This is a genomic window from Mucilaginibacter sp. PPCGB 2223 (assembly GCF_001705515.1).
Classification (GTDB): domain Bacteria; phylum Bacteroidota; class Bacteroidia; order Sphingobacteriales; family Sphingobacteriaceae; genus Mucilaginibacter.
In genome coordinates, this window is record NZ_MDJS01000005.1 from 219780 (window position 1) to 241485 (window position 21706).

The 21706-nt window shown below is 46.1% G+C and carries 19 protein-coding genes; 6 read left to right on the plus strand and 13 right to left on the minus strand.

Annotated features, from left to right (window positions below; translation table 11 throughout):
- Positions 1 to 186: 186 nt before the first annotated feature.
- Complete coding sequence (gene mfd / locus BEL04_RS22295; RefSeq protein WP_066008047.1) at positions 187 to 3546, minus strand: transcription-repair coupling factor; 3360 nt, start codon at positions 3544 to 3546, stop codon at positions 187 to 189.
- A gap of 184 nt (positions 3547 to 3730) precedes the next feature.
- Here mfd and BEL04_RS22300 point away from each other — a divergent pair, with 184 nt between their 5' ends.
- The 3 genes from BEL04_RS22300 to BEL04_RS22310 are packed head-to-tail and all read left to right on the plus strand — an operon-like array spanning position 3731 to position 4807.
- The gene (locus BEL04_RS22300; protein WP_066007713.1) at positions 3731 to 4135 is read left to right on the plus strand and encodes a DUF4199 domain-containing protein; all 405 of its coding nucleotides are present in this window, start codon (positions 3731 to 3733) and stop codon (positions 4133 to 4135) included.
- Complete coding sequence (locus BEL04_RS22305; protein WP_066007715.1) at positions 4136 to 4423, plus strand: DUF2752 domain-containing protein; 288 nt, start codon at positions 4136 to 4138, stop codon at positions 4421 to 4423.
- Between the two features lie 18 nt (positions 4424 to 4441).
- The gene (locus BEL04_RS22310) at positions 4442 to 4807 is read left to right on the plus strand and encodes a TM2 domain-containing protein (RefSeq protein WP_066007717.1); all 366 of its coding nucleotides are present in this window, start codon (positions 4442 to 4444) and stop codon (positions 4805 to 4807) included.
- Here the strand turns inward: BEL04_RS22310 and BEL04_RS22315 are convergent, their stop codons facing one another.
- The 3 genes from BEL04_RS22315 to BEL04_RS22325 form a co-directional block, all read right to left on the minus strand.
- Positions 4808 to 5371: an isochorismatase family protein gene (locus BEL04_RS22315; RefSeq protein WP_066007719.1), complete on the minus strand. Its 564-nt coding sequence runs from the start codon at positions 5369 to 5371 to the stop codon at positions 4808 to 4810. It lies immediately after the preceding gene.
- 156 nt (positions 5372 to 5527) lie between these two features.
- A complete protein-coding gene (locus tag BEL04_RS22320; protein WP_066007721.1) occupies positions 5528 to 6805 on the minus strand; it encodes an MFS transporter in 1278 nt (425 codons plus the stop codon).
- Between the two features lie 116 nt (positions 6806 to 6921).
- On the minus strand, positions 6922 to 7356 hold the full coding sequence (locus BEL04_RS22325) for a MarR family winged helix-turn-helix transcriptional regulator (RefSeq protein ID WP_066007723.1): 435 nt from the start codon (positions 7354 to 7356) through the stop codon (positions 6922 to 6924).
- A 413-nt stretch (positions 7357 to 7769) separates the two neighbouring features.
- Here BEL04_RS22325 and BEL04_RS22330 point away from each other — a divergent pair, with 413 nt between their 5' ends.
- From BEL04_RS22330 to BEL04_RS22340, 3 genes are all read left to right on the plus strand, one after another.
- Positions 7770 to 8864 carry a Nif3-like dinuclear metal center hexameric protein gene (locus BEL04_RS22330; protein WP_066007724.1) on the plus strand — a complete coding sequence of 365 codons (1095 nt, stop codon included), beginning with the start codon at positions 7770 to 7772 and terminating at the stop codon, positions 8862 to 8864.
- Positions 8864 to 9607 (plus strand): zinc ribbon domain-containing protein, encoded by a 744-nt coding sequence (locus tag BEL04_RS22335; RefSeq protein ID WP_066007725.1) that lies wholly within the window; start codon positions 8864 to 8866, stop codon positions 9605 to 9607. Before BEL04_RS22330 ends, BEL04_RS22335 begins: the two co-directional genes overlap by 1 nt.
- Before the next feature lie 63 nt (positions 9608 to 9670).
- A complete protein-coding gene (locus BEL04_RS22340) occupies positions 9671 to 11158 on the plus strand; it encodes a lipopolysaccharide assembly protein LapB (RefSeq protein WP_066007728.1) in 1488 nt (495 codons plus the stop codon).
- A 2-nt stretch (positions 11159 to 11160) separates the two neighbouring features.
- On the opposite strand, the gene BEL04_RS22345 is transcribed toward BEL04_RS22340, so the two are convergent.
- The 9 genes from BEL04_RS22345 to ffh form a co-directional block, all read right to left on the minus strand.
- A complete protein-coding gene (locus BEL04_RS22345; RefSeq protein WP_066007730.1) occupies positions 11161 to 12231 on the minus strand; it encodes a PA0069 family radical SAM protein in 1071 nt (356 codons plus the stop codon).
- Positions 12232 to 12285: 54 nt separating this feature from the next.
- The gene (locus BEL04_RS22350; protein ID WP_066007736.1) at positions 12286 to 15180 is read right to left on the minus strand and encodes a histidine kinase; all 2895 of its coding nucleotides are present in this window, start codon (positions 15178 to 15180) and stop codon (positions 12286 to 12288) included.
- Between the two features lie 143 nt (positions 15181 to 15323).
- Complete coding sequence (locus BEL04_RS22355) at positions 15324 to 15971, minus strand: response regulator transcription factor (RefSeq protein ID WP_066007737.1); 648 nt, start codon at positions 15969 to 15971, stop codon at positions 15324 to 15326.
- Positions 15937 to 16767, minus strand: a complete 831-nt coding sequence (locus tag BEL04_RS22360; RefSeq protein WP_066007739.1) for a sensor histidine kinase — start codon at positions 16765 to 16767, stop codon at positions 15937 to 15939. The genes BEL04_RS22355 and BEL04_RS22360 overlap by 35 nt, the downstream gene beginning before the upstream one ends.
- Positions 16740 to 17396: a hypothetical protein gene (locus BEL04_RS22365; protein WP_139113149.1), complete on the minus strand. Its 657-nt coding sequence runs from the start codon at positions 17394 to 17396 to the stop codon at positions 16740 to 16742. Before BEL04_RS22365 ends, BEL04_RS22360 begins: the two co-directional genes overlap by 28 nt.
- A gap of 8 nt (positions 17397 to 17404) precedes the next feature.
- Positions 17405 to 17791, minus strand: a complete 387-nt coding sequence (locus BEL04_RS22370; protein ID WP_066007743.1) for a hypothetical protein — start codon at positions 17789 to 17791, stop codon at positions 17405 to 17407.
- Positions 17792 to 18104: 313 nt separating this feature from the next.
- Complete coding sequence (locus BEL04_RS22375; RefSeq protein WP_066007745.1) at positions 18105 to 19055, minus strand: hypothetical protein; 951 nt, start codon at positions 19053 to 19055, stop codon at positions 18105 to 18107.
- Positions 19056 to 19131: 76 nt separating this feature from the next.
- Positions 19132 to 19989: a hypothetical protein gene (locus BEL04_RS22380; protein WP_066007746.1), complete on the minus strand. Its 858-nt coding sequence runs from the start codon at positions 19987 to 19989 to the stop codon at positions 19132 to 19134.
- A 252-nt stretch (positions 19990 to 20241) separates the two neighbouring features.
- The gene (gene ffh / locus BEL04_RS22385; protein ID WP_066007747.1) at positions 20242 to 21570 is read right to left on the minus strand and encodes a signal recognition particle protein; all 1329 of its coding nucleotides are present in this window, start codon (positions 21568 to 21570) and stop codon (positions 20242 to 20244) included.
- Between the last annotated feature and the right edge of the window lie 136 nt (positions 21571 to 21706).

Genomic DNA, 21706 nt, shown 5'->3' on the forward strand with positions numbered 1-21706 from the left:
ACAATATACATAAAATTAATGAGATTATAAAGTTAAAGCTGATTCCAAGTTGTTATGAATTTGCCATTCTTTCCTGCGCTCGTTTGCAATGAGTGCTTAACCTGTTTTAGCGATTGCATCGCGTCCTGCCTATCAAATAACGAAACGCCCATATAGCGATGGGTTTGAAACCCATCGCTATGAATATCATACCGCCACCGGCTCCGCAATCTCCTGCAGCAACTCCACCGCTTCATCAATACTTTGCACATCCTCAATGCTCAGTCGCAAGGTGTTTTTAACTTCCTTAAGGTTACAGCGGCGCATATTGCCCTGTAAAAAGCCAAGTACCCGTTTAAACTGCGGGCTTTCAAAATAAGGCGAGCTTTGGTTAGCGATAAAATACCCGCGCAAAACCTGCTTTTTAAGCGATATTTTTTCGAAGCCAATGGCTTTGCCCAGCCATTGCAGGCGCATGGTGTTCAATAGCTCGTTCACCTGTACAGGTACCGGGCCAAAGCGGTCGTGCAGCTCTTGGGCAAAGGCGGTCAGCTGCGTTTCGTTTTCCAGTTTGCTCAGCTCGGTATACAGGTTGTAACGTTCCTGTATATTGGTCACATACTCGTCGGGTATCAATATCTCCAAATCGGTATCCACCTGGGTAAACGAGATATAGGGCCGGGGCTTATCGTCGTTAAATAAACCTTTAAACTCTTCGTCCTTTAGTTCCTGTATGGCTTCGTCGAGTATCTTATGGTACATCTCAAAGCCAATTTCAGCAATAAAACCGCTCTGCTCGGCGCCAAGCAGGTTACCGCTTCCGCGGATGTCGAGGTCGCGCATGGCCACATTAAAACCGCTGCCCAGGTCGCTAAACTCTTCGATGGCGCTTAAACGCTTACGCGCTTCGGATGTTAAGGTTGACAACGGCGGACTCAGCAAATAACAAAACGCCTTTTTATTGCTCCGGCCTACGCGCCCGCGCATCTGGTGCAGGTCGCTCAGGCCGAACATGTGCGCATGGTTGATGATAATGGTATTGGCGTTCGGGATATCCAGACCGGCTTCGATGATCGTGGTTGCCACAAGCACATCGTACTCGGCGCTCACAAATTTCAGCATCACGTCTTCCAGGTCGTCGCCTTCCAGCTGCCCGTGCGCAATGCCGATGCGCGCCTTGGGCACCAGCTTGCGGATCAGGCCGCCCAGCTGCGGCAGATCGGCTACCCGGTTATGGATAAAAAACACCTGGCCGCCGCGTTCAATTTCGTACTCAACCGCTTCTTTAATCAGCTTGTCATTAAACACATGCAGCTCGGTAACCACAGGCTGCCGGTTTGGCGGCGGCGTTGATATGATCGAAAGATCGCGCGCGCCCATCAGCGAAAAGTGCAGCGTGCGCGGTATCGGCGTGGCAGTCAGCGTCAGCGTATCCACGTTAACGCGCATGGCTTTCAATTTCTCTTTGGTGCTTACGCCGAATTTCTGCTCCTCGTCGATGATCATCAGGCCCAGGTCCTTAAACTTTACATCCTTGCTTACCAGCCGGTGCGTACCGATAATGATATCCACCTTGCCCTCGGCCAGTTTTTCCAGGGTTTCCTTGATCTGCCGGCTCGATTTAAAACGGTTCACATAGTCGATGTTAGCCGGGAAGCCTTTCAACCTGTCCGAAAATGTTTTGTAGTGTTGGGCCGCCAGGATGGTTGTCGGTACCAGTATAGCCACCTGTTTGCTGTCGGCAACAGCTTTAAACGCTGCGCGAACAGCCACCTCTGTCTTACCAAAACCTACGTCGCCGCAAATCAAACGGTCCATCGGGTGGGGCGATTCCATGTCCTTTTTAAAGTCGATGGTCGCCTTTTCCTGGTCGGGCGTATCTTCGTAAATGAACGAGGCCTCAAGCTCGGTTTGCAAATAACTATCCGGCGAGAACGCGTTGCCGTTTTGCGCCTTGCGCACGGCGTAAAGCTTGATGAGGTCGCGCGCTATGTCCTTAACTTTTTTTTTTGTGGTTTTTTTGAGCTTCTCCCAGGCATCGGTGCCCAATTTGTTCATTTTGGGCACGGTACCTTCCTTACCGCTGTATTTCGAGATGCGGTTAAGCGAGTTGATGTTCACATACAGCAGGTCGTTATCGGCATACAACAAACGGATCATCTCCTGCATTTTGCCGTTCACTTCCACTTTCTCCAGGCCGGCGTATTTGCCGATGCCGTGGTCGATGTGCGTAATATAATCGCCCGGCTTAAGCTCGCGCAGCTCTTTCAAAGTAATGGCCTGCGAACGCTGATAGCCTTTTTTAAGTTTGTATTTGTAGTACCTGTCAAATATCTGGTGATCGGTATAGCAGGCCAGTTTCTGGGTATGATCTACGAAACCTTCGCGGATGGAGATATGGATCGGCGTGAATTTGATGCTCTTGTCCAGGTCGTCAAAAATAGCGTAAAGCCTTTCCACCTGCCTTGCCGAATCAGTAAAAATGCAGTTCTCTATCTTTTCGGCCTCGTTGTTTTTAATGTTGTGGATGAGTAAGCTGAAATCTTTATTAAAGCTGGGCTGCGGCCTGATATCGAACTGGATGCTATCGTTAGGTGTATAAAAAAACTGTTTGCCAAACTCAACCAAGCCAAAATCGGCCAGCTGATCGGCGATCATCTTTTCGTCGGTAAAAGCAAACTTGGGGTCAATCCACTCCGGGTTCTGGTTTTTATCTTCTGCCGAGAGGGCTTTCCACAATTGTGTTGCTTTTTTGTGCCCTGTCTGGATGATATCCAGTGTAAACTGTACATCTTTTATCCAGATGGTGGTAGATGGATCAATGTATTCGAGCAGCGAGATATTGTTCTCTGTTAAAAACTTCGATTGCACGTTGGGCACTATGGTGATGCTCTTTACCTGTTCGACCGATAGCTGGCTCTCGATCTCGAAGGTACGTATCGATTCGATCTCATCGCCAAAAAACTCCACGCGGTAGGGCAGGTCGTGCGAAAACGAAAAGATATCCACAATACCGCCACGGATGGAAAATTGTCCCGGAAGGTAAACAAAATCAACACGCTCAAAATCGTATTCCACCAAAAACTCGTTGATAAAATCGATGCTTAGCTTGTTATTTACCGATATCTCTAAAGTATTTTTTTCGAGCGATGCCCGGTCGATCACCTTTTCGGCCAGCGCTTCGGGGTAAGTAACGATCAGTTGCCCATAGCCCGACGCCTGCTCATGGTTCAGTTCATTCAACACCTCGGCACGCGCCAGAACATTGCCGCTATCGGGCTGTGTAAACTCAAAAGGTTTGCGGTAGGATGAAGGGAAAACCAACACTTCCTTATCCAGCAGGTTCTCCAGGTCCGATTGAAAATAACTGGCCTCTTCCCTGTCGGGCAGGACGAACAGCATGTGGCTGTGCTTCAAAAAATACAAAGCTACCGCCATGGCCGCATCACTCGACCCGACCAGGCCCCGCAGGTGTACCCTCGGGTTTTTCGAACTGTTGAGCGCTTTGGCTAACGATTGTATCCTTTCGTCGGCCTTGTAACGCTCCAAAATATCGCGAATATTCAAAACGGTGCAAATATAATTAAAAAACAACCGCCCAAACGCAAACATGTTTTTGCTAAAAAACCACAGTATTTTAAAACAAACACTTGCTTAATTCACTTTATTGAACATACATATTGACGGAATAAAATGGTATATTTAACTAACAATTCCTAATCAACAAGTTTAAACTAAACCTCTATATATTATGAAGAATGCATTAATTTACGGGGCCGTTATTGGCGCGCTGAGTGGTATCTGGATATTTGTGATGCACCTTGCCGGCATTAGCACCAAGCCCACAACCGAGTTTCAGCCAATCGAGATCACTTCGGTGATCATCCCGCTCGTCGTACTGTACATTGGCGTACGCAGCTACCGCGAAAACGAAATGGGCGGCCGCATCACCTTTTTAGAGGCATTGATAGAAGGCTGGAAGATTTTACTCGTCGGCGGCGTTATCGCCATCTTTTTTGCCATCCTGTTCATTAATTACGTCACGGCCGGTAGCATCACAGCTTTTTCGGCGCAAATATTTGGCGCTCTTTTGGTTGGATTATTATCTTCGCTTGCCGTATCGTTACTGATCATGAGCAGGAGCAAAAATTTATAAATGATTAAAGCACTGAGCCGCAACTTCGAACTGATATTCTGGGTTGCGGCTTTGTTATGTTTATCGCTTGCCAGCCCCTCATCAAACACGCATTTCACGCTTTGCCCGCTCAAATTAATGGGCTTTGGCTGGTGCCCGGGCTGCGGCCTCGGCCATAGCATCATTTACCTTTTTCATGGGCAGGTTTCGGCTTCGCTGCACGCCCATTGGCTGGGCATCCCGGCCGTCGTTGTCATTTTCTACCGCATAACCCAATTATTTTCAAAGGTTTTTGTTACATTTAGTTGACCTTTCAATCTAAATGTTATGACAACGAATCAAAACAACCCATATTTTTCGTTTCCGGGCATTACTGCCGAGGAAATGTACCTTTTAAACCAGGCCACGGCCGACCTGAACGAGAGCCAGCTGCGTAATTTTCAGATGATCTATTCAACCAAACGTAAAAACCCGGGCGATGTATTGCTGTTTTGCATATTGGGCTTTTTTGGCCTTGCCGGTATACAACGTTTTGTACTGGGCCAGATAGGCATGGGCATATTATACTTTTTTACAGGCGGCTTATGTGTTATCGGCACTATTGTAGATCTGGTAAACCATAAACAACTGGCCAACGAGTATAACCGCGATATGATTTACGAAAGCTACCAGATAGCTAAAATGGGGGCCTGATCATTTCAGTTGCCCGATGATATCATCTGTTGTGCCCGATTCGCCCATCCGCGGAAAAATGTACTTCAGGCTGCGCTCATGGGCTTCGGCTGCCGTATCGGTCATGGCGTCGACAGCAAAACTGATATTATAACCGCGTTCGTGGGCCGCCCTGCCTGTTCCTTCAACCCCGATACTGGTCGATACGCCTGCCAGCACAATGCCGGTGATGCCACGCTTTTGCAGCTCGGCATCCATAGCCGTTTCGTGAAAAGCACTCCAGGTATGCTTGGTAATAAAAATATCGCCGGGCTGTGTCACAATCTCCGGCGCTATCTCGAACCATTCGGCAGGTATTTCACCCATATTGCGTTGTTGAGCGTCTTTACGGGTATGGAGCGATTTAAACCTGCCCGGATCGACGTTTACCACAACAACAGGTAAATTAACCTTACGAAAGGCCGCAACCAGTTTGGCCGCATTGGCCAAAACAGCCGCCATGGGGTGCGCCGTCGGGTAACCAACTATACCTTTTTGCAGGTCGATCAATACGAGCGCTGTTTTTTCATCTAATGCAGTAATCATGTCTTATTTCGAATTTGAAAACCCGGGTTATTAATTCAGTTATTTTTGCTTTAAAAGTTTCGAACAATCTTATTCTGTAATCAGCATCCAAAATCAAAATAAATTCGAAATTGAAAACGGCGAAGCCCTCAATGAAGTTAATTCGGAATTCGAAATCTATTGCACCACTTCCGCAGGCGGCATATTGGCTTCAACCTGCTTGCGTAATGCATGTATCTTTTTCCGGTTGTGTTTTAAAAAGCGCAGGTGCAGCAAACCGATGAGCAATGCCACACCGCCCTCGGCTAAAACGGTGTCCTGCACACCGATATGCTGCGACGCCCAGCCGATGATCAAACCGCCCAGCGGCTGCATACCAAAAAATGCCATCGCGTAAAAGCTGATCACCCGCCCGCGCATGCCCGGATCGACCGTGGTTTGGATCAGCGTATTGCTGATCGTGATCTGAGACATCATCCCAAAACCGCCGATAATGGCGAACACCAGCGCTAAAGGATAAAACGTTTCGTGCGAGAACAACACCAGCCCCGTACCGAATATCAGCGTATTAATGGCCAACACTCTTTTGAGGTTTTTACCTGGCTTTAGCGATGCCAGGAACATCGCCCCCGAAAATGCGCCCAGCCCTATAGCGCTGTCTATCCAGCCAAAATCGGTAGCGGTACCGTGGAAAATGTCTTTGGCGTAAACCGGTATCAACGTGCTGTAAGGCAACACCAGCAGGCTTATCAGCGCCAGCATTATCAATATAAAAGCTATCGAAGGCGTATTTTTGATATAGGTAAAACCTTCTTTCAGCTCACCGATCACATTTTTGGTGTGCGGCTTTTTAACGTATTTGGGCAATCGCATCAGTAACAACGAGCCTATTACCGCTATAAAGCTTGCTGCATTCAATCCAAAACAAACGTCATCGCCTAATTTTTCCAGGATAAAGCCCGCTATGCCCGGCCCGATGAGCCGCGACAGGTTCACCATCGACGAGTTTAAGGCCAGGGCTTGCGGCAGGTCGTTCTTGTCCTCAACCATTTCGTACACCAGCGATTGCCTCGCCGGCACATCAAACGCGTTAATGATACCCAGCATCACGCTCAGCGCAACAATTTCCCAAACGTTATAGTCCTTAAAAAACACCAGGGCCGTTAGCAATACGGCCTGTATCATACTGGCTACCTGGGTTGCGAGCAATACTTTATAACGGTCGTACCTGTCGGCAACAACACCACCTAAAAACGAGAACAGGAATGATGGGAACATGCTTGCGAAAAGCGAAACACCCAGCATAACTTTCGAATGGGTAAGCGCATAAATCACCCAGCTTACGGCGGTTTTCTGCATCCACGTACCTATCAGCGATATGGATTGCCCCCAAAAGTAAAGCCGGTAATTACGGCTCTTAAAAACCCTGAATGTATCTACGTGTATTGCGCTCATTCCTGTCCCTCTCTCTTTTTATTTATCAATTTTTAAACTCAGTTATAAATGCAAAAAATCTCAAACCGGCCTTTTTTCATTTGCACATCCGCACATTCTCGCATTTGCACATCTACTTAATCAAAATCAACCAGCTTCGCTAAAGCACCTAACGCCTTTGTCAAAGCATCATGCTCTTCGGGCGTTAAAGCCCCGGCAATAGCATCGCTCAGCCATTCATCCTTTTCGGTGCGGGCCTTTTCTATGATTTCCTTACCTGTGTCCGAAAGCGAGAGCAGCACTTTGCGTTTGTCGGTTTCGGATGGCGTTTTTACGATGAGCCCCAACTCAAATAAATGGTTCACTACCTGCGACATGGATTGCGTGGTTATCTTTTCTGCCAGCGCGAGCTCGCTGGCCAGCATAGTCCCGTTATTATAAATGAGCGCTATGCTTGAGCGCTCGGTTAACGACAGTTTTTCGGCCGAGACCGATTTTTTTCGCAATTTTTTATAAAGCCTGACCAATACCGACCTGAGTTCGGATGCGAGGTGCAAATTTTGATTGTTCATTTCTTGTAAGCTAAACTTGTAAGTTTACCTTACAAATATACGGGTAAAAATATCAGGAGAAAGTAATTTTACACGAACAATGGCACGGAAAATCTGCCGCTTACAAAAAAGGCCCGTCATCCGCGTGTCGGATAAGACGGGCCTCCAGTTAGGGATCTGTTATAGTCTAAATCAATTAGGGGAAAGAGATTTATTCGTATTAATTAGGTAACAGGTATTATCCAAAATCAATACCAAAAAATAAAAACAGCTTAGCCGCCGCTTTTTGGCGCATTTACCAAACTTTGTGACGTTCCCCAACTGGGGAAAATTGTGGAATTGGGGAAATATATTTACAATAACGACTTTTTATTAACTTGTTTTTAAAACACGCCCGGAGACGGATATGCTGCATTTTGTTTAATTTAGTGCGGATGAAACTTTTTGAATTGACCCAATACCTTGAAAGCCTTGCACCGCTTGCCTACCAGGAGAGCTACGACAACTCCGGCCTGATTGTTGGCCGCGCAGATAAAGAGGTACTGCAGGCCTTGGTATCGCTCGATTGTACCGAGGCTGTGGTTGATGAAGCCATCCTTACCGGCTGCCAGGTCATTGTATCACACCATCCCATTGTTTTCGGCGGCTTAAAAAAGTTTAATGGTAAAACCTACGTGGAACGGGTGGTCGAAAAAGCGATCAAAAACGATATCGCCATTTACGCCATCCATACCAATCTCGATAGTGTATCAACCGGCGTTAATGCCCGCATTTGCGAAACTTTAGGCTTAACCGATTGCCGCATACTCGCACCCAAAGCCAACCTGCTTAAAAAGCTGGTTACTTATGTACCGGTAAATTATGCCGATAAGGTACGCGAAGCTTTGTTCGGCGCAGGGGCGGGCAACATCGGCAATTACAGCGAGTGCAGCTTCAATACCGAAGGCATCGGTACGTTTAAGGGCAGCGAAGGCACCGATCCCTTTGCCGGCCAACCGGGCAAACAGCACCGCGAAGCCGAAGTACGCATCGAAACCGTTTACCCCGCGACGCTCGAAAGCAAAATACTCATGGCGCTTTTTATGGAGCATCCGTACGAAGAAGTGGCTTACGATCTGTACCCCATCACCAACCAATATGAGGTAGGCTCGGGTATGATAGGTGAACTCGAAACCGCCATGCCCGAAGCGGAGTTTTTGCAAATGGTGAAGTATAAGATGAATACACCCGTCATCCGCCATACTAATTTGCGGGGTAAACCCGTTAAAAATGTGGCAGTTTGCGGTGGTTCGGGCAGCTTTTTGTTAAAGCAGGCCATTGCCGCCGGGGCAGATGCTTTTATTACGGCCGATTTTAAATATCACGAGTTTTTTGATGCCGAAGAAAAGCTGATCATTGCCGATATAGGACATTTTGAAAGTGAGCAATTTACACAGAATTTATTAGTTGAAATTATCCGGAAAAAATTTGTTAACTTTGCCGTCCGTTTAACAGAAGTAAATACAAACCCCATCAAATATTTGATTTAATGGAACAAACCGTAGAACAAAAGCTTAAAGCTTTATACGAGCTACAAACCATCCACACCAAGATCGACAGGATACGCCAGGTACGCGGCGAATTACCAATGGAAGTTGCCGACCTTGAGGATGAAGTTGCCGGACTGGAAACACGTATCGACAAGATTAAAAGCGAGCTGGATGACCTCGAAGATGCGATCGTGACCCGCAAAAACGTGATCAAAGAGGCACAGGCAAATATTAAAAAATACGAAGCCCAGCTTAACGAGGTAAAAAACAACCGCGAATACGACGCTATCTCGAAAGAGATCGAGATCCAGGGCCTGGATATCCAGGTAAGCGAGAAAAAAATAAAAGAGTTTGGTTTTGAGATCGCAACCAAAACACAGGTGTATGATAAAGCCGTTGCCGATCTGGAAGGCCGCCAGGGCGATCTGGATGCTAAAAAAGCTGAATTAGATACCATCACTGCCGAAACTCAAAAAGATGAGCAGGAGCTGATCGCGCAAGCTGAAAAAGCTGCCGAAAGCATCGAGGAACGTTTATTAACCGCTTATACCCGTTTGCGCGGCAACGCTAAAAACGGCCTTGCTGTGGTAACCATCCAGCGCGATTCGTGCTCGGGCTGCTTTAACCAGATACCACCTCAGCGCCAGTCGGACATTCGCCAAAGAAAAAAGATCATCGTTTGCGAACATTGTGGCCGTATATTGGTTGATGAACAAATGGCGTTAGAAGCCGAAACCGTTTAAGTTTTGCTTTTAATATACTTATGATATACAGCGCCTTTTTTACAAGGCGCTTTTTTTTTACCGATGTTTAGGAAACTGTTTTTAGTACTCGTCCTGGTTTGTTTAAGTAAGGTTAACGCTTTTGCCTATTTCGACTTTAACAGTAACTGTGCTTTGGCCTACAAAGCGCTAATGAGCCTGCGCCTCAATGAGGCCCGTGCGCTCATCAATAAGGAGAAAGCCCAGCATCCCCAAAACTCGATTACTATCCTGCTGGATAATTACTACGATTTTTTTACCGTATTGACCACCGAAAACCGCGAGCAGTTTGAAAAGCTGCAGGATAACAAATCGGCACGGATAGACAAGCTGGAAAACGAAAATGAAAACTCGCCTTATTACAATTACGCCATAGCCCAGGTTAACCTGCAGTGGGCACTACTGCACAGCCGCTTTGCCGAGTATACCACAGCCGGTTTCGAAATCAATAAGGCATACCGCCTACTGCAGAGCAATAACAAAAAGTTTCCAAATTTTTTGCCGACCAATATCCCGCTGGGCGTGGTTAACGTTTTACTGGGCTCGTTGCCAGGCAGCCCTCTAAAAAGCATCCTGGCATTCTTTGGCATTAAAGGCGATACCCAAACCGGCATTAAAATGCTCGAAAAACTGTCGGAGACTCTAAAGCCATCGCCCTATGCTTTTAGCTACGATGAATTGGTTTTTTATCTCACTTACATCCAAACCGATGTAGTAAACGACCCGTTGGCTTATACTAAAATGTTGCACATGGTAAACGGGATAGATAGCACGAGTTTGTTAAAATCGTATATAGCGGGTTATGTGGCCTTGCGCACAGGGCACAGTAACGAGGCTATCGGTTTGCTGCAAAATCGCATCCAGGGCCTCGAGTACCAGCCATACGCTTATATGGATTATTTGCTGGCCATCGCTAAAATGAACCGGCAGGACGATGACGCCAGCAATTATTTCAACAAGTTTCTAAAAACCTACTCCGGTGCGAATTTTATTAAGGATGCATACCTGCATCTGGCCTGGCGATGCCTGCTCGATGGTGATACCAAACGTTATTATGCCTTTGTGGAGCTGGTAAAAAGCAAAGGCAACCTGTATAACGATAAAGATAAGCAGGCCCTTGACGAGGCGAATGACACGCCTCCGGATGCTAACCTGTTACGCGCCCGTTTGTTGTGCGATGGCGGTTTCTACACCAAAGCCGTTGCAACTTTAAGCAATAAAGCAGTTAGCGATTTTTCGCTGCAGCGCGATAAAATTGAATACTACTATCGCCTGGGCCGCATTTACGATGCGATGGATAAGAACGATGAGGCAATTAAATATTACAATAACGCCATAGCTATCGGGCGTAACTCCACCTATCATTACGCCGCAAGTTCGGCTATACGCATCGGTATCATTTACGAAGAACGCAAGGATCCTGTACATGCCCGCGCGGCCTACAACATGGTTTTCGACTTCAAGACCAAACAGTTCAGAAACAGCCTTGAGCAAAAAGCCAGGGATGGCATTAAACGTTGCGGGGGGAAATAATCTCAAAACAACTCCGTCTGCTTACCATTCCTGGGTATAAACAGCCCCATATCATAAGCAGGCATTTCGCGGCCTGCCAAAAAACGTTTGCAACTCATCCTGAATAACTGGTGGATGGCTTTGGCGATATTTCCCTCGCCGCTCATGCGGGTGCCGAAACGGCTGTCGTTCAGTTGCCCCCCGTGGCAATCCATAATCTGGTGCAATACCTTTTCGGCCCTGTCGGGATAAGCTTTATGCACCCAATCCGTAAATATCTCGCCGATGCTGCCATTCAACCGCACAATAGTAAAACCGGCGGCAAGCGCGCCCCGGTCGGCAGCGGCTTTGATGATATCGGGTATCTCATTACTGTTCAGGCCGGGGATGATCGGCGCAGCCATTACACGGACGGGCACACCGATTTCCGAAAGCTTTTGGATAACCGCCAGCCTGCCGGTTGCAGTTATGGTCCTCGGCTCAAGTTTTTGGCGCAGCTGCTCATCAAGTGAGGTAAGCGAAACGTTCACATGCACAAGTTTCATCTTACCCAGTTCGCCCAAAATATCCAGGTCGCGCAATATCACGTTGTTTTTGGTGATAATAGATACCGGGTGCCTGTATTTTAAAAACACCTGCAGCAGCGAGCGTGTAATTTTCAGCTTACGCTCGAGCGGCTGGTAACAATCGGTATTTCCCGAAAGCAGGATCACAACAGGCTCATAGCCTTTCTTGTTAAAATGCTTTTCCAGCAGTTCGGCCGCGTTGCGTTTTACGATGATCTTCCGCTCAAAATCGAGCCCTGCGCTAAAGCCAAAATACTCGTGCGTGTTGCGGGCGTAGCAATAAATGCACCCGTGCTCGCAGCCCTGGTAGGGGTTGATGGAGTGCATAAAATGCAGGTCGGGGCTGTTCGATTCGCTGACGATCTTTTTAGGATGCTCCTCAAATATCTGCGTACCGGAGTTTTCGAGCATCTGCTCGTCGAGCCCCTCGATATGCTCCAGCACATATTTGTTTTTCAGAAACTTGTTGTGGGTGTTAACCTGTGCCCCGCGCCCCTTAAAATACTCCGGATTTTCCTCATGCGACATGATACAAAATTGCTAATATTTTTAGCAAAAAACAATCCGTTCTGTAATATATTTTTATATCCCTTTAAGGTTGGCCAATGGCATCGACAGTGTAATAACAGTACCCTTTTCGCTATTCATATCCATCTTCCCCTTGATGGTTTGCATACGCTGTGTGATACTTTTCATTCCCATACTATCAGGGGTGGCCCTGGTATTTTTAATACCGACACCGTTATCCTCAATTACTGCGATCAGGTTACCGGCTTCGATACGAAAATTAAGGGTAACCGTAGTAGCCTTTGAATGCTTTAAGGCATTGTGCAATATTTCTTTAATAATCAGATACACATTTCGCCTCACTACGCCGTTAACCACCACCCCGGGTACGTTATCGGGCACATTCGTGTCGAAGTCAATATCAGAGTACTGGAATATTTTGGTCGCCTGGAACTGGATGTAATACAGCAGGTTTTCCAGGCTGTCATTATCCACGTTCAGGCTCCAGATCACCTCGCGTATCTTGTCAGACAGGTCGGTAAGCATATTGTATATCTTATCAACCTCCAGCACATTATTCTTGTCTGATTTAGCTTTGGCTGCGCCGGCAAATAGCTTAATAGCCGAAAGGCCAGCGCCGATATCATCGTGCATTTCGCTGCTGATGCGATGGCGTTCATCCTGTATGGCCAGCTCCTTTTCGTAAGCGATTCTTTGACGGTTTAAACGGTTCAGGTAATATATCCGCACAATAAATACCACTACACCGGTGATCAGCACGACGATAAGTGCCCTGAACCACCATGTTTGCCACCACGGGGGCAATATCGAAAACCTGTACAGTACCGAAACCTCCGACGGGCCCATCTGCGGGTGTTGCGCAATCGCCTCAAACACATAATTGCCGGGCATCAGCGATGGAAAGGTGATGCTGCGCTCGCCAGGCTTGGTAACCTGCCAGGGGGTATTGTCGTCCTGCTTTAAGCGATATTTAAAATAGATGTAACTCGCGTTATGATAAATGGGCACACCCAGGTTAAACTGCAGATCGTTATTATACCAATTGAATTTGCTGCTGCCGTTCAATACCGAATCCACGTTGTTGAGTTTAATACTGAGCAGATAACCTTTATAACCTGGTCCGTCTTTAGGTTTTACAAGCGGCACTTTGCACAGCATGGTACTGGTAGCCACGTATGCAGTGTCGTTCATTTCCTCAAAATCGGCAATATTGGCATCCGATAAGGATGGCAGGTTATAATTGTTGATAAAGTTATTGCTTTTTAGATCCATAACCTGTATAGAGCCCGTGCCCAATACCCAAAGGTGTGTGCCGAATGCTTTCATCTTGATCACAGCATTGGTCGACAGGCCCTGGTTGGCTGTAAGGTTGCTCACCACACCATGATCAATAATGATAAGCCCGTTATCGATACTGCCGATGATTACCTTGCCATCGGCATACGTTACCGAGATGGCATAAACCGGCGCATTTTTGTACAGGAACGGCTGTGCACCCTTGCTGTTGATTGTGTAGATACCATCCTTAAACGCCACATACAACGATTTTGAGTACGGGTCGTAACACAAGGCCCGGCACCGCTGCCTGAACGAAAGAAAATATGGCTTGCTGTAATGCTGTGGTATGGCTCCTGCAAACTGGCTTTTTATTTCGGTTTCCCATTGCCCCGAATAATTTTTAGGAAAGATGATCAAACCGGTCGCGGTAGCTAAAAAAATAGTTTTATCGGTACTTACCACTTGTTTAATAGCCGCTACGTTGATCCGGGTAAAAATGTTGGTTTTGGCATTAAACAGGTAACTGTCTACCGAGGTGCCGATCAGGTAATCATCGGCTCCCAATGGGTAAATAATGTTTACCGGCGCCTGGGGCTGCGGCAGGTCTATCTGGCTTTTTATAGCCGGATGTTTCGGATCGTACCGCATCAATTTGCCTCCCTGCGTGCCCAACAGCAGCTGGCCGTTGGTTTGCTGCACGGTTTTAACAACATCGTCGGCATCTGTTTTAGGTAACTCTATCTTATTCCAGTCGATTTGTTTGTATTGAACAAAAAGCCCTTTTTTGAGGCTGGCAAACCAGCTGTTACCTTCATGATCGATAACTACATCGCTCAGGTTATAGTTGTTTGCCTGTTGGATGCCGTTGATCGACTCGGTATTTTGCGTAGTGTTCACCAAAACATCGTTGGGCAATACCGATACTGTATTGATAAAATTTTTATAGGTTTTTTGGCCCGTTATCGTGATCGAGGTGTCAGTAGCAATCAGCTTGCTTAACACACCGGCCGGGTTTGATGCGATATATGCGGTATCCTTGAAAGTTTGCGTATTTAACGTCGACGAATTACTGCCGATCAACATGGTATTATTCCCTTTAATGTCTACGGCCTTCAGCCCATTCTTATCTGTATAAATATACCAGCGGGCAGCGCCATAGGCAATAATTCTATCGTTCAGTATTGCCAGCGAGGTAGTACCGCTTGCTGCCGGGTTTGCGCAGCTTACATAACGGCATTTAAGGGTTTTGGTATCGCAAAAAAACAAGCCTCTTTTGCTCGTGGCAACCAGTTGATCCTTGTATAGCCCAATGCGCGGAAAGGTAGACTCTTTTTTGTAGTCGTATCCGGCAAGCAGGTGCATTTTTTCGTTTTCGATGTAAAATATCTGCCCGGTAAAGTTATTGAACCAGATGCGCCCCTGTCTGTCTTCCAGCAAGCCGGTCCCGCTTAGCGAAGTTTGTTTAGGGTTATAAAAGTGGGTGAAGTTAATGCCGTCGAAGCGTGTAATACCCAGGTCGTGCGTGATCCATAAGAACCCTTTTTTATCGATCATTAAGTCGTAAAGTTCGCGGGTGGGTAAACCGGTAACTTCTTTAAGAGATGTGGATTGGGATAATACAGATAGCGGCCAGATGAATAAAATATAAATTACAGCAAGCCTAAACTTCATAGGTTTAAAAATAAAAAACTTTATTATCTAAATGTAAGCGTTTGCTTAATTTAAACCTATCATAAAAATATAAATTATTCCCTTAAAATAATACCGTTAAAACCGGTTAACTTTAAGGGTTCTGTATCGGGAGGCTTGCTGGCCTATACCTCTATCAGCTTATTTTTTATTGCATACAGCACCAGGCCTACCCGGCTTTTTACCTGCAGTTTTTCAAAAAGCTGATCGCGGTAAGTATCAACCGTACGTGCGCTCACATTCATGCGGTCGGCAATTTCTTTGTAGGTAAGTTCGGTGCCTGCATATTTTAAAAACTCACTCTCGCGATCGTTCAGTTTAAAGCCGACAGCAGGGCGGGCAACGGTAAGGCTGTTAACCAGGTGTTTTGATACAAATGCCGGGTAATATATTTCGTTGTTCGACACCACGTCGAGCGCTTCTTTAAAATCCTCAGGTTCAGAGTCTTTCAGCAAATAGCCTTTAATACCCATTTTTACCAGCGTAAGCACCTTATCAGCGTCTTCAAACATAGATAGTATAATTACGTGTATTTCGGGATAGTTTTGCCTGAGCCACTGTGTGGTTGCAAGCCCGTCCATTTCGGGCATGTTGATATCCATCAAAACCACATCTGGTTTAAACTTTTTACTGATTTTCTGGCTAAATTCTTTACCGTTAGCCGCTTCTAATATAACCTGATAGCTGCTAAAGTTATCGATCAATGACCGTATACCGCTTCTGAACAGGCGGTGATCATCAACTAAAGCTACTTGTATGGGTTGAGTTGACATAAATTTTTTGTTGAACCGGGTTTAGGATAACTTTTATTTCCGAACCTCGACCAACGGTGCTGTTGATCTTGTATTCGGCGCCTATTAAACTTGCTCTGTTTTTAATATTCTTTAATCCGGAGCCGTTTTTGCCCATGGCTTCCTTGTGGTCAAATCCGGAGCCGTCGTCAATTACCGTTAAAGTAAACAATTCTGCTGAGTATTGCAAACTCACCGTTAAATGTTTGGCGCCCGAATGTTTTAACGCATTATTTACAGATTCCTGCATGATGCGGAACAAAACCAGTTCGCGTTGTTCGCCGAGGCTGTAATAGTCGCCATCCTGCTTAAATATAATGCTTATCAGTTTACTTTTATTGATGCGTTGTATCTCGGCTTTGATGGTCTCGATAAACCCGTTCGAGGATATATGATCAAAGCTAAGGCTTTTCGATAAGTCGCGAAGGTCGCCGATGGCCTGTGCCACCAGGTCTTTACTTTCGGCTATTTTATCGTCTTTTTCCTGTTCGCTCAAGCCGGCAGCCGTACCAAGGTTAAGTTTAACGAATGACAATACCTGGCCTATATTATCGTGTATTTCCTGGCTTACGTTATGAAAAGTTTGCTCCTGTATCTCAAGCTGGGTTTTTAGTATGGTTTGCTCGTAAGTGGCTTTTAGTATTTCTTTTTCCCTGATGAGGCGCTTTTTGGTATTGGTATAGTAAACAGCAAGTAACAACATAATAATAGCTATGGCCAGTAATAAAATTATGGCGGTAACTATTGTTGCTACGAATTGCTGGTTAACTTCCTGCATAGGTAAAATGCGTAACTATAACACCCGTACAAAAATACATTTATCATTGGCATAATTACACTATAGATCTGCAGGTTGCCGATGCGGATCTTTTTTACTTCGATAAACTGCTGCATGCCCAGTACGATCAGCGTTACGATACTGAATATCAGTGTCGATGCGGCGATCCAGAAGTACGGGTGCCGGTTGAGGTAAATCGGGCTATCGTCTTCCCGAAACAGCTTGGCGATCACCAGCAGGGTTAGCAAACCGGTTAAAAACTCAATCAGGATGAGCGAGTAGGTATCAAACCTTAACGGCCCTTGCCCAACTAAAAAGTTAATCACCACAAATAATACCAGTAATGCCGATGTAAGGATGTATAACGATTTTACCCAACCCTTAAAGTAAAGCATTTGCAGGAAGATGTAAAAAGTAACCGGCGTACTGAAGAGGAGATAGTAGTTGTATATACCGTGATTGTTGGGCAAGCCAACAAATGATGGGTTTGCCGCCGTTATTTCGGTAAAACAAACGATCAGCAAAAGCGGTATAAAACCAAGCAGTTTAAAAGTTTTAAGCCCCCTGTAATAGATAATTGACAGCAGGAGGCTTAAAAACTGGAAGTACATGAAATAGTGTATAACCATATTGTATTTTAAGGCAATAGTTCCCCAAGGTTGAATGTGTCTTGTCCGCCGCCATCACCAGAGCCGGGGTCGCCGCCAGTCGGGTCGGGGGCGCCCAATACTTTTGACGGTGGTTGCGAACCTTTGTCGTAAGGGGTTATGAACGTTGTTAACCGGTTAACCTTTGCGGTGGGGTACTGAGCCACAAATTCGGGCGTGTAGATCCCCATCGAAACCTTTACACTGTCGGTTGTGAGTGTGTTAAGCCACGCTATAAGCTGTGCCTTGTCAAAAATAACGTCTGCGGTAAACGCATCTATTATTTTCTTGTCAATCGCTCCTTTAAATATTGCGTGATAATTTTTGACGCATGCGTCTGCCAGTTTGTTATTTACTGGTCCGTGTCCTTTAGCCATTGTTATTCGGGTTTAGTGTTTAGGGCTAAAGGTATTAAATCAAAAGTTAATTTTCATACCGTTAAAACACGGTACTTTTTAGGTGTTTTAAACATTGCTTTAAAAAGGCTTTAAGCCCAATTTTAGGAGATTCTATTAAGTTTATTTACCCCAAATAAAACCTGTTCGCATGGAAACGGCCCCTAAACCTCCAAAAAACGCGGCGACTTTTCGCATCAAAAAAGCACGCAAGATCGAGATCGTACTCAAAAAAGGCGTGCTAAGAAAAATCAAATCACTGCAAACTAAGGCCTTGCTATAAAATATACCTTGCTTAAAAGGTAACACTAACCCCGCCTGTAAATAAAAAGTAAAGCCCGTTCGTGCTGGTGTTGCTGGTATAGTCAACCTGGTTAAACGGCTTAATGAAATAGGGCGTTAAAGTTAGTTGTACTTTATCTATAGTATACGTTATGGGCATAGTGGCACTGGCGGCTAAAACGGTGTATTGTTTAACCTGTTGCTGTTTTTGCTGCGTATCGGTTTCGTTAATAATGGTTTGCGATGGCGGCGTGCCCGGAGTTCCCGTTCCGGGTATGCCCAGTATGGGTGCCGAACCCGGCGAGCCCGGATTTTCTATTGCCCGCTGCACCTGCGATGTGGTATAGTACGTTTCGTAGAACGATTGGGTACCGGTATAAAGCGTAGCTGCGGGAGCTATTTTCAGGCCGCCGGTTTTTTTAGCGCCTGTTTTCATGATGCCGATCTCTTTGCTCAGTTCAACATTATTAACTATATCGTTGCTGTTTTGCTTGGCGAAACGGTAACTGCCACCAACGGTGATTTTTACGATGTTAGCCGGGTTATAGTTTAACTGCCCGTCGATAGTGGCATTAAATGATGACAGGATGATGGGGCTGCTGTTGGTAATAAAGTACTTGGTTGCCGATAATGCACCGCCAAACTCCTTTTTTTGGTCGAACGAAAATACATAACCCGGTGTCACACTCAGGCCTTCGGCGCCCGATTTGCTGCCGTTTAGGTCAAAGTAACCAGCCGCACTCACAAATAAACCTTGTTTTGATACGACGGTGAACATCGGTAATAAAATAGGCACGCTCGAATTATCGCGGCGGCCGGCATAAGTAAGGTTTGAAATATATTGAAGGCCCGCGTTAAAAAACAGGCTTTTAGTATGCGTACTGTCGGCTGTAGTGGTTTGAGCCTCTGCGTTCAACCCAATTGCGGCGGCAATAAGGATAACGATTATTTGAAGCGTTTTCATTGCGATTGATCTGGTGTGGTTGTAAAATCAAAAAGGCCCGCAGGCCTTTTTGATCGTGCTGAATAACAATTAATGATTATTTATTCTTTGTAGCGGTCAGGTTAGCGTTATCGCTTGATGAACCGCTGATCGAAGCCTGTTTTTTACCGGCTTTGATGCTGGTATTCGAGGCGGTGGTATTGCTGCCACTCGCACTTAATTTTTTCGATGAAGCACTGATGCTGCCCGAACCACTGCTGCTGGTATTGCTGCTAACGGCTACCTTTTTACTTGCATTAGCGGTATGGGTCTTGGCGGCTGCTACAGAAGCGTCGGCTTTGCTGATGCCTGCATCTTTTTTAGCCGAAGCGTTGGCAAGGGCATTGGCCGAAGCGCTTTTGCTTGCTGCAACACCATGGTGTACCCTGGCGTTAGCATTGGCTTTGGCTGCAGCCGTTGTATTGGCGGCAGCGTTTACACCGGCTTTTGAGGTGCTAACAGCGGCATCTTTTTTTGCATCGGCACTTGCAGCAATACCGGCCGAAGTACTTTTAGCAGCCGAGATGGTTTTATCGGCGCTTGCATCGGCTTTAGCGTTCTCACTTTCGCTGATGCCCGATTTTGATGCCGAAGCAGCAGTGTTGCTGGTTGCATCAACATTAGCTTTTGAAGTATTTACGGCAGTATTCGAGGCTGCACTGGCCGATGCCTGTGTTGCAGCAGCTTTGCTGGCAGCGGCCTGTGCGGCAGCCTGCGATTGCATAGCGGCTTGTTTGCTGGCATCGGTAGCCTGGGTTACTATTTTTTGAGTAGTGGCAGCTGGGTTAACAGCAGGGATAGCGGCTTGGGTTGCTATTTTAGTTGCGGTGCTTGCACCAACATTAATTTGAGCGTGACTTGCTTTAGCGGCAAAAAGAGCCGCAGCAAAAAGCAATGGGCTAAATAACTTTTTCATGATTTCTGGATATTAGTTAATACTACCAGAGCATGAGCGATAATCCTACCAGTTTAATAGGGTATGGCCCCACCAATCATAAAAATCGCCCTCAAATTTATTTAATTAATTGATTTTCAATTAATTGAAAGCAAGCGACATTCGTAACCCTATTGATCTCCATAAAAAACGACTGAATACTTTTCTATACACACAGGGCATAGTTAGTGTTCAGTCGCGAATACGGTTCGATGCTGTAAAACAGCGTTTTTATTACATTTTAGGCATGCGTTTCATCATGCTGGCCATGGCCGCAGGGTTGCTCATCTGTTTCATCACTTTCCGCATGTCCTCAAATTGCTTGATCAAACGGTTAACTTCGGTAATGTTGGTACCCGAGCCTTTAGCGATGCGATTACGGCGGCTTTGGTTAATGCTGTCGGGGTTTTCTTTTTCGAACGGTGTCATCGATTGGATGATGGCTTCGATGGCCTTAAAGGCGTTATCATCAACTTCAATATCCTTCATCGCTTTGCCTACGCCCGGTATCATACCCATCAGATCCTTCATGTTACCCATCTTTTTGATCTGCTGTATCTGTCCGTAAAAATCGTTAAAATCAAATTTGTTCTTACGAATCTTCTTTTGGAGCTCGGCAGCCTGCTTTTCGTCAAACTGCTGCTGCGCGCGTTCAACCAGCGATACCACATCGCCCATGCCCAAAATACGCGAAGCCATCCTGTCGGGGTGGAAAACATCCAGCGCCTCCATCTTTTCGCCGGTGCCGATGAACTTGATCGGCTTGTTCACTACCGATTTGATCGACAGCGCCGCCCCGCCCCGGGTGTCACCATCCAGTTTAGTTAATACCACACCGGTAAAATCGAGCCTGTCGTTAAACACTTTGGCGGTGTTTACGGCATCCTGGCCGGTCATGGCATCAACTACAAATAGTATCTCGTGCGGGTTAACGGCAGCTTTCACCTGCTCAATCTCCACCATCATCGCTTCATCTATCGATAAACGGCCGGCGGTATCCACAATCACTACATTATTACCGTTTTGCTTCGCGCGTGCAACACCCTCCCGGGCAATGGCTATCGGGTCTTTCGATTCGCGGTTGGCATAAACTTCAATACCGATCTGCCCCCCTAAAACCTCCAACTGGTCAATGGCTGCCGGGCGATAAACGTCGCCTGCTACTAAAAGCGGCTTTTTATTTTTTTGTGTCTTTAAAAAGTTGGCCAGCTTACCGGTAAAAGTGGTTTTACCTGCACCGTTCAACCCTGCAATTAAAATTACAGTCGGCGTAGCCGGAAAGTTCAGTTCGGCCGTCGAACCACCCATCAGCTCGGTCAGTTCGTCGTTCATGATCTTCGTGAGCAATTGCCCCGGCGATATCGAGGTCAATACATTCTGGCCGATGGCCTTTTGCTTTACGTCGTCGGTAAACGCTTTGGCGGTTTTATAGTTAACGTCGGCGTCGAGCAGAGCCTTACGGATCTCCTTCATGGTCTCGGCCACGTTTATTTCTGTAATGGTACCCTGTCCTTTCAGGACTTTGAACGCCCTGTCTAACTTATCCGAAAGATTTTCAAACATCTTTTAATCCTTTTGTAGATCGTAAAATTTAAGCCCACAAAGGTATTAAAAGTGTCGAAAAAACGCGCCCCCAATTTGTTTATTCACCATTACATTTTTTTCACCATAAGCATGTTACATTTTTAGTGCAAACTAA

Excerpts from the sequence above, each read along its gene's own strand:
- BEL04_RS22300 (WP_066007713.1), top strand. The coding sequence starts at position 3,731 with ATGAAGAATGCATTAATTTACGGGGCCGTTATTGGCGCGCTGAGTGGT.
- BEL04_RS22305 (WP_066007715.1), top strand. The coding sequence starts at position 4,136 with ATGATTAAAGCACTGAGCCGCAACTTCGAACTGATATTCTGGGTTGCG.
- BEL04_RS22310 (WP_066007717.1), top strand. The coding sequence starts at position 4,442 with ATGACAACGAATCAAAACAACCCATATTTTTCGTTTCCGGGCATTACT.
- BEL04_RS22315 (WP_066007719.1), bottom strand. The coding sequence starts at position 5,371 with ATGATTACTGCATTAGATGAAAAAACAGCGCTCGTATTGATCGACCTG.
- BEL04_RS22320 (WP_066007721.1), bottom strand. The coding sequence starts at position 6,805 with ATGAGCGCAATACACGTAGATACATTCAGGGTTTTTAAGAGCCGTAAT.
- BEL04_RS22325 (WP_066007723.1), bottom strand. The coding sequence starts at position 7,356 with ATGAACAATCAAAATTTGCACCTCGCATCCGAACTCAGGTCGGTATTG.
- BEL04_RS22330 (WP_066007724.1), top strand. The coding sequence starts at position 7,770 with ATGAAACTTTTTGAATTGACCCAATACCTTGAAAGCCTTGCACCGCTT.
- BEL04_RS22335 (WP_066007725.1), top strand. The coding sequence starts at position 8,864 with ATGGAACAAACCGTAGAACAAAAGCTTAAAGCTTTATACGAGCTACAA.
- BEL04_RS22340 (WP_066007728.1), top strand. The coding sequence starts at position 9,671 with ATGTTTAGGAAACTGTTTTTAGTACTCGTCCTGGTTTGTTTAAGTAAG.
- BEL04_RS22345 (WP_066007730.1), bottom strand. The coding sequence starts at position 12,231 with ATGTCGCATGAGGAAAATCCGGAGTATTTTAAGGGGCGCGGGGCACAG.
- BEL04_RS22350 (WP_066007736.1), bottom strand. The coding sequence starts at position 15,180 with ATGAAGTTTAGGCTTGCTGTAATTTATATTTTATTCATCTGGCCGCTA.
- BEL04_RS22355 (WP_066007737.1), bottom strand. The coding sequence starts at position 15,971 with ATGTCAACTCAACCCATACAAGTAGCTTTAGTTGATGATCACCGCCTG.
- BEL04_RS22360 (WP_066007739.1), bottom strand. The coding sequence starts at position 16,767 with ATGCAGGAAGTTAACCAGCAATTCGTAGCAACAATAGTTACCGCCATA.
- BEL04_RS22365 (WP_139113149.1), bottom strand. The coding sequence starts at position 17,396 with ATGGTTATACACTATTTCATGTACTTCCAGTTTTTAAGCCTCCTGCTG.
- BEL04_RS22370 (WP_066007743.1), bottom strand. The coding sequence starts at position 17,791 with ATGGCTAAAGGACACGGACCAGTAAATAACAAACTGGCAGACGCATGC.
- BEL04_RS22375 (WP_066007745.1), bottom strand. The coding sequence starts at position 19,055 with ATGAAAACGCTTCAAATAATCGTTATCCTTATTGCCGCCGCAATTGGG.
- BEL04_RS22380 (WP_066007746.1), bottom strand. The coding sequence starts at position 19,989 with ATGAAAAAGTTATTTAGCCCATTGCTTTTTGCTGCGGCTCTTTTTGCC.
- ffh (WP_066007747.1), bottom strand. The coding sequence starts at position 21,570 with ATGTTTGAAAATCTTTCGGATAAGTTAGACAGGGCGTTCAAAGTCCTG.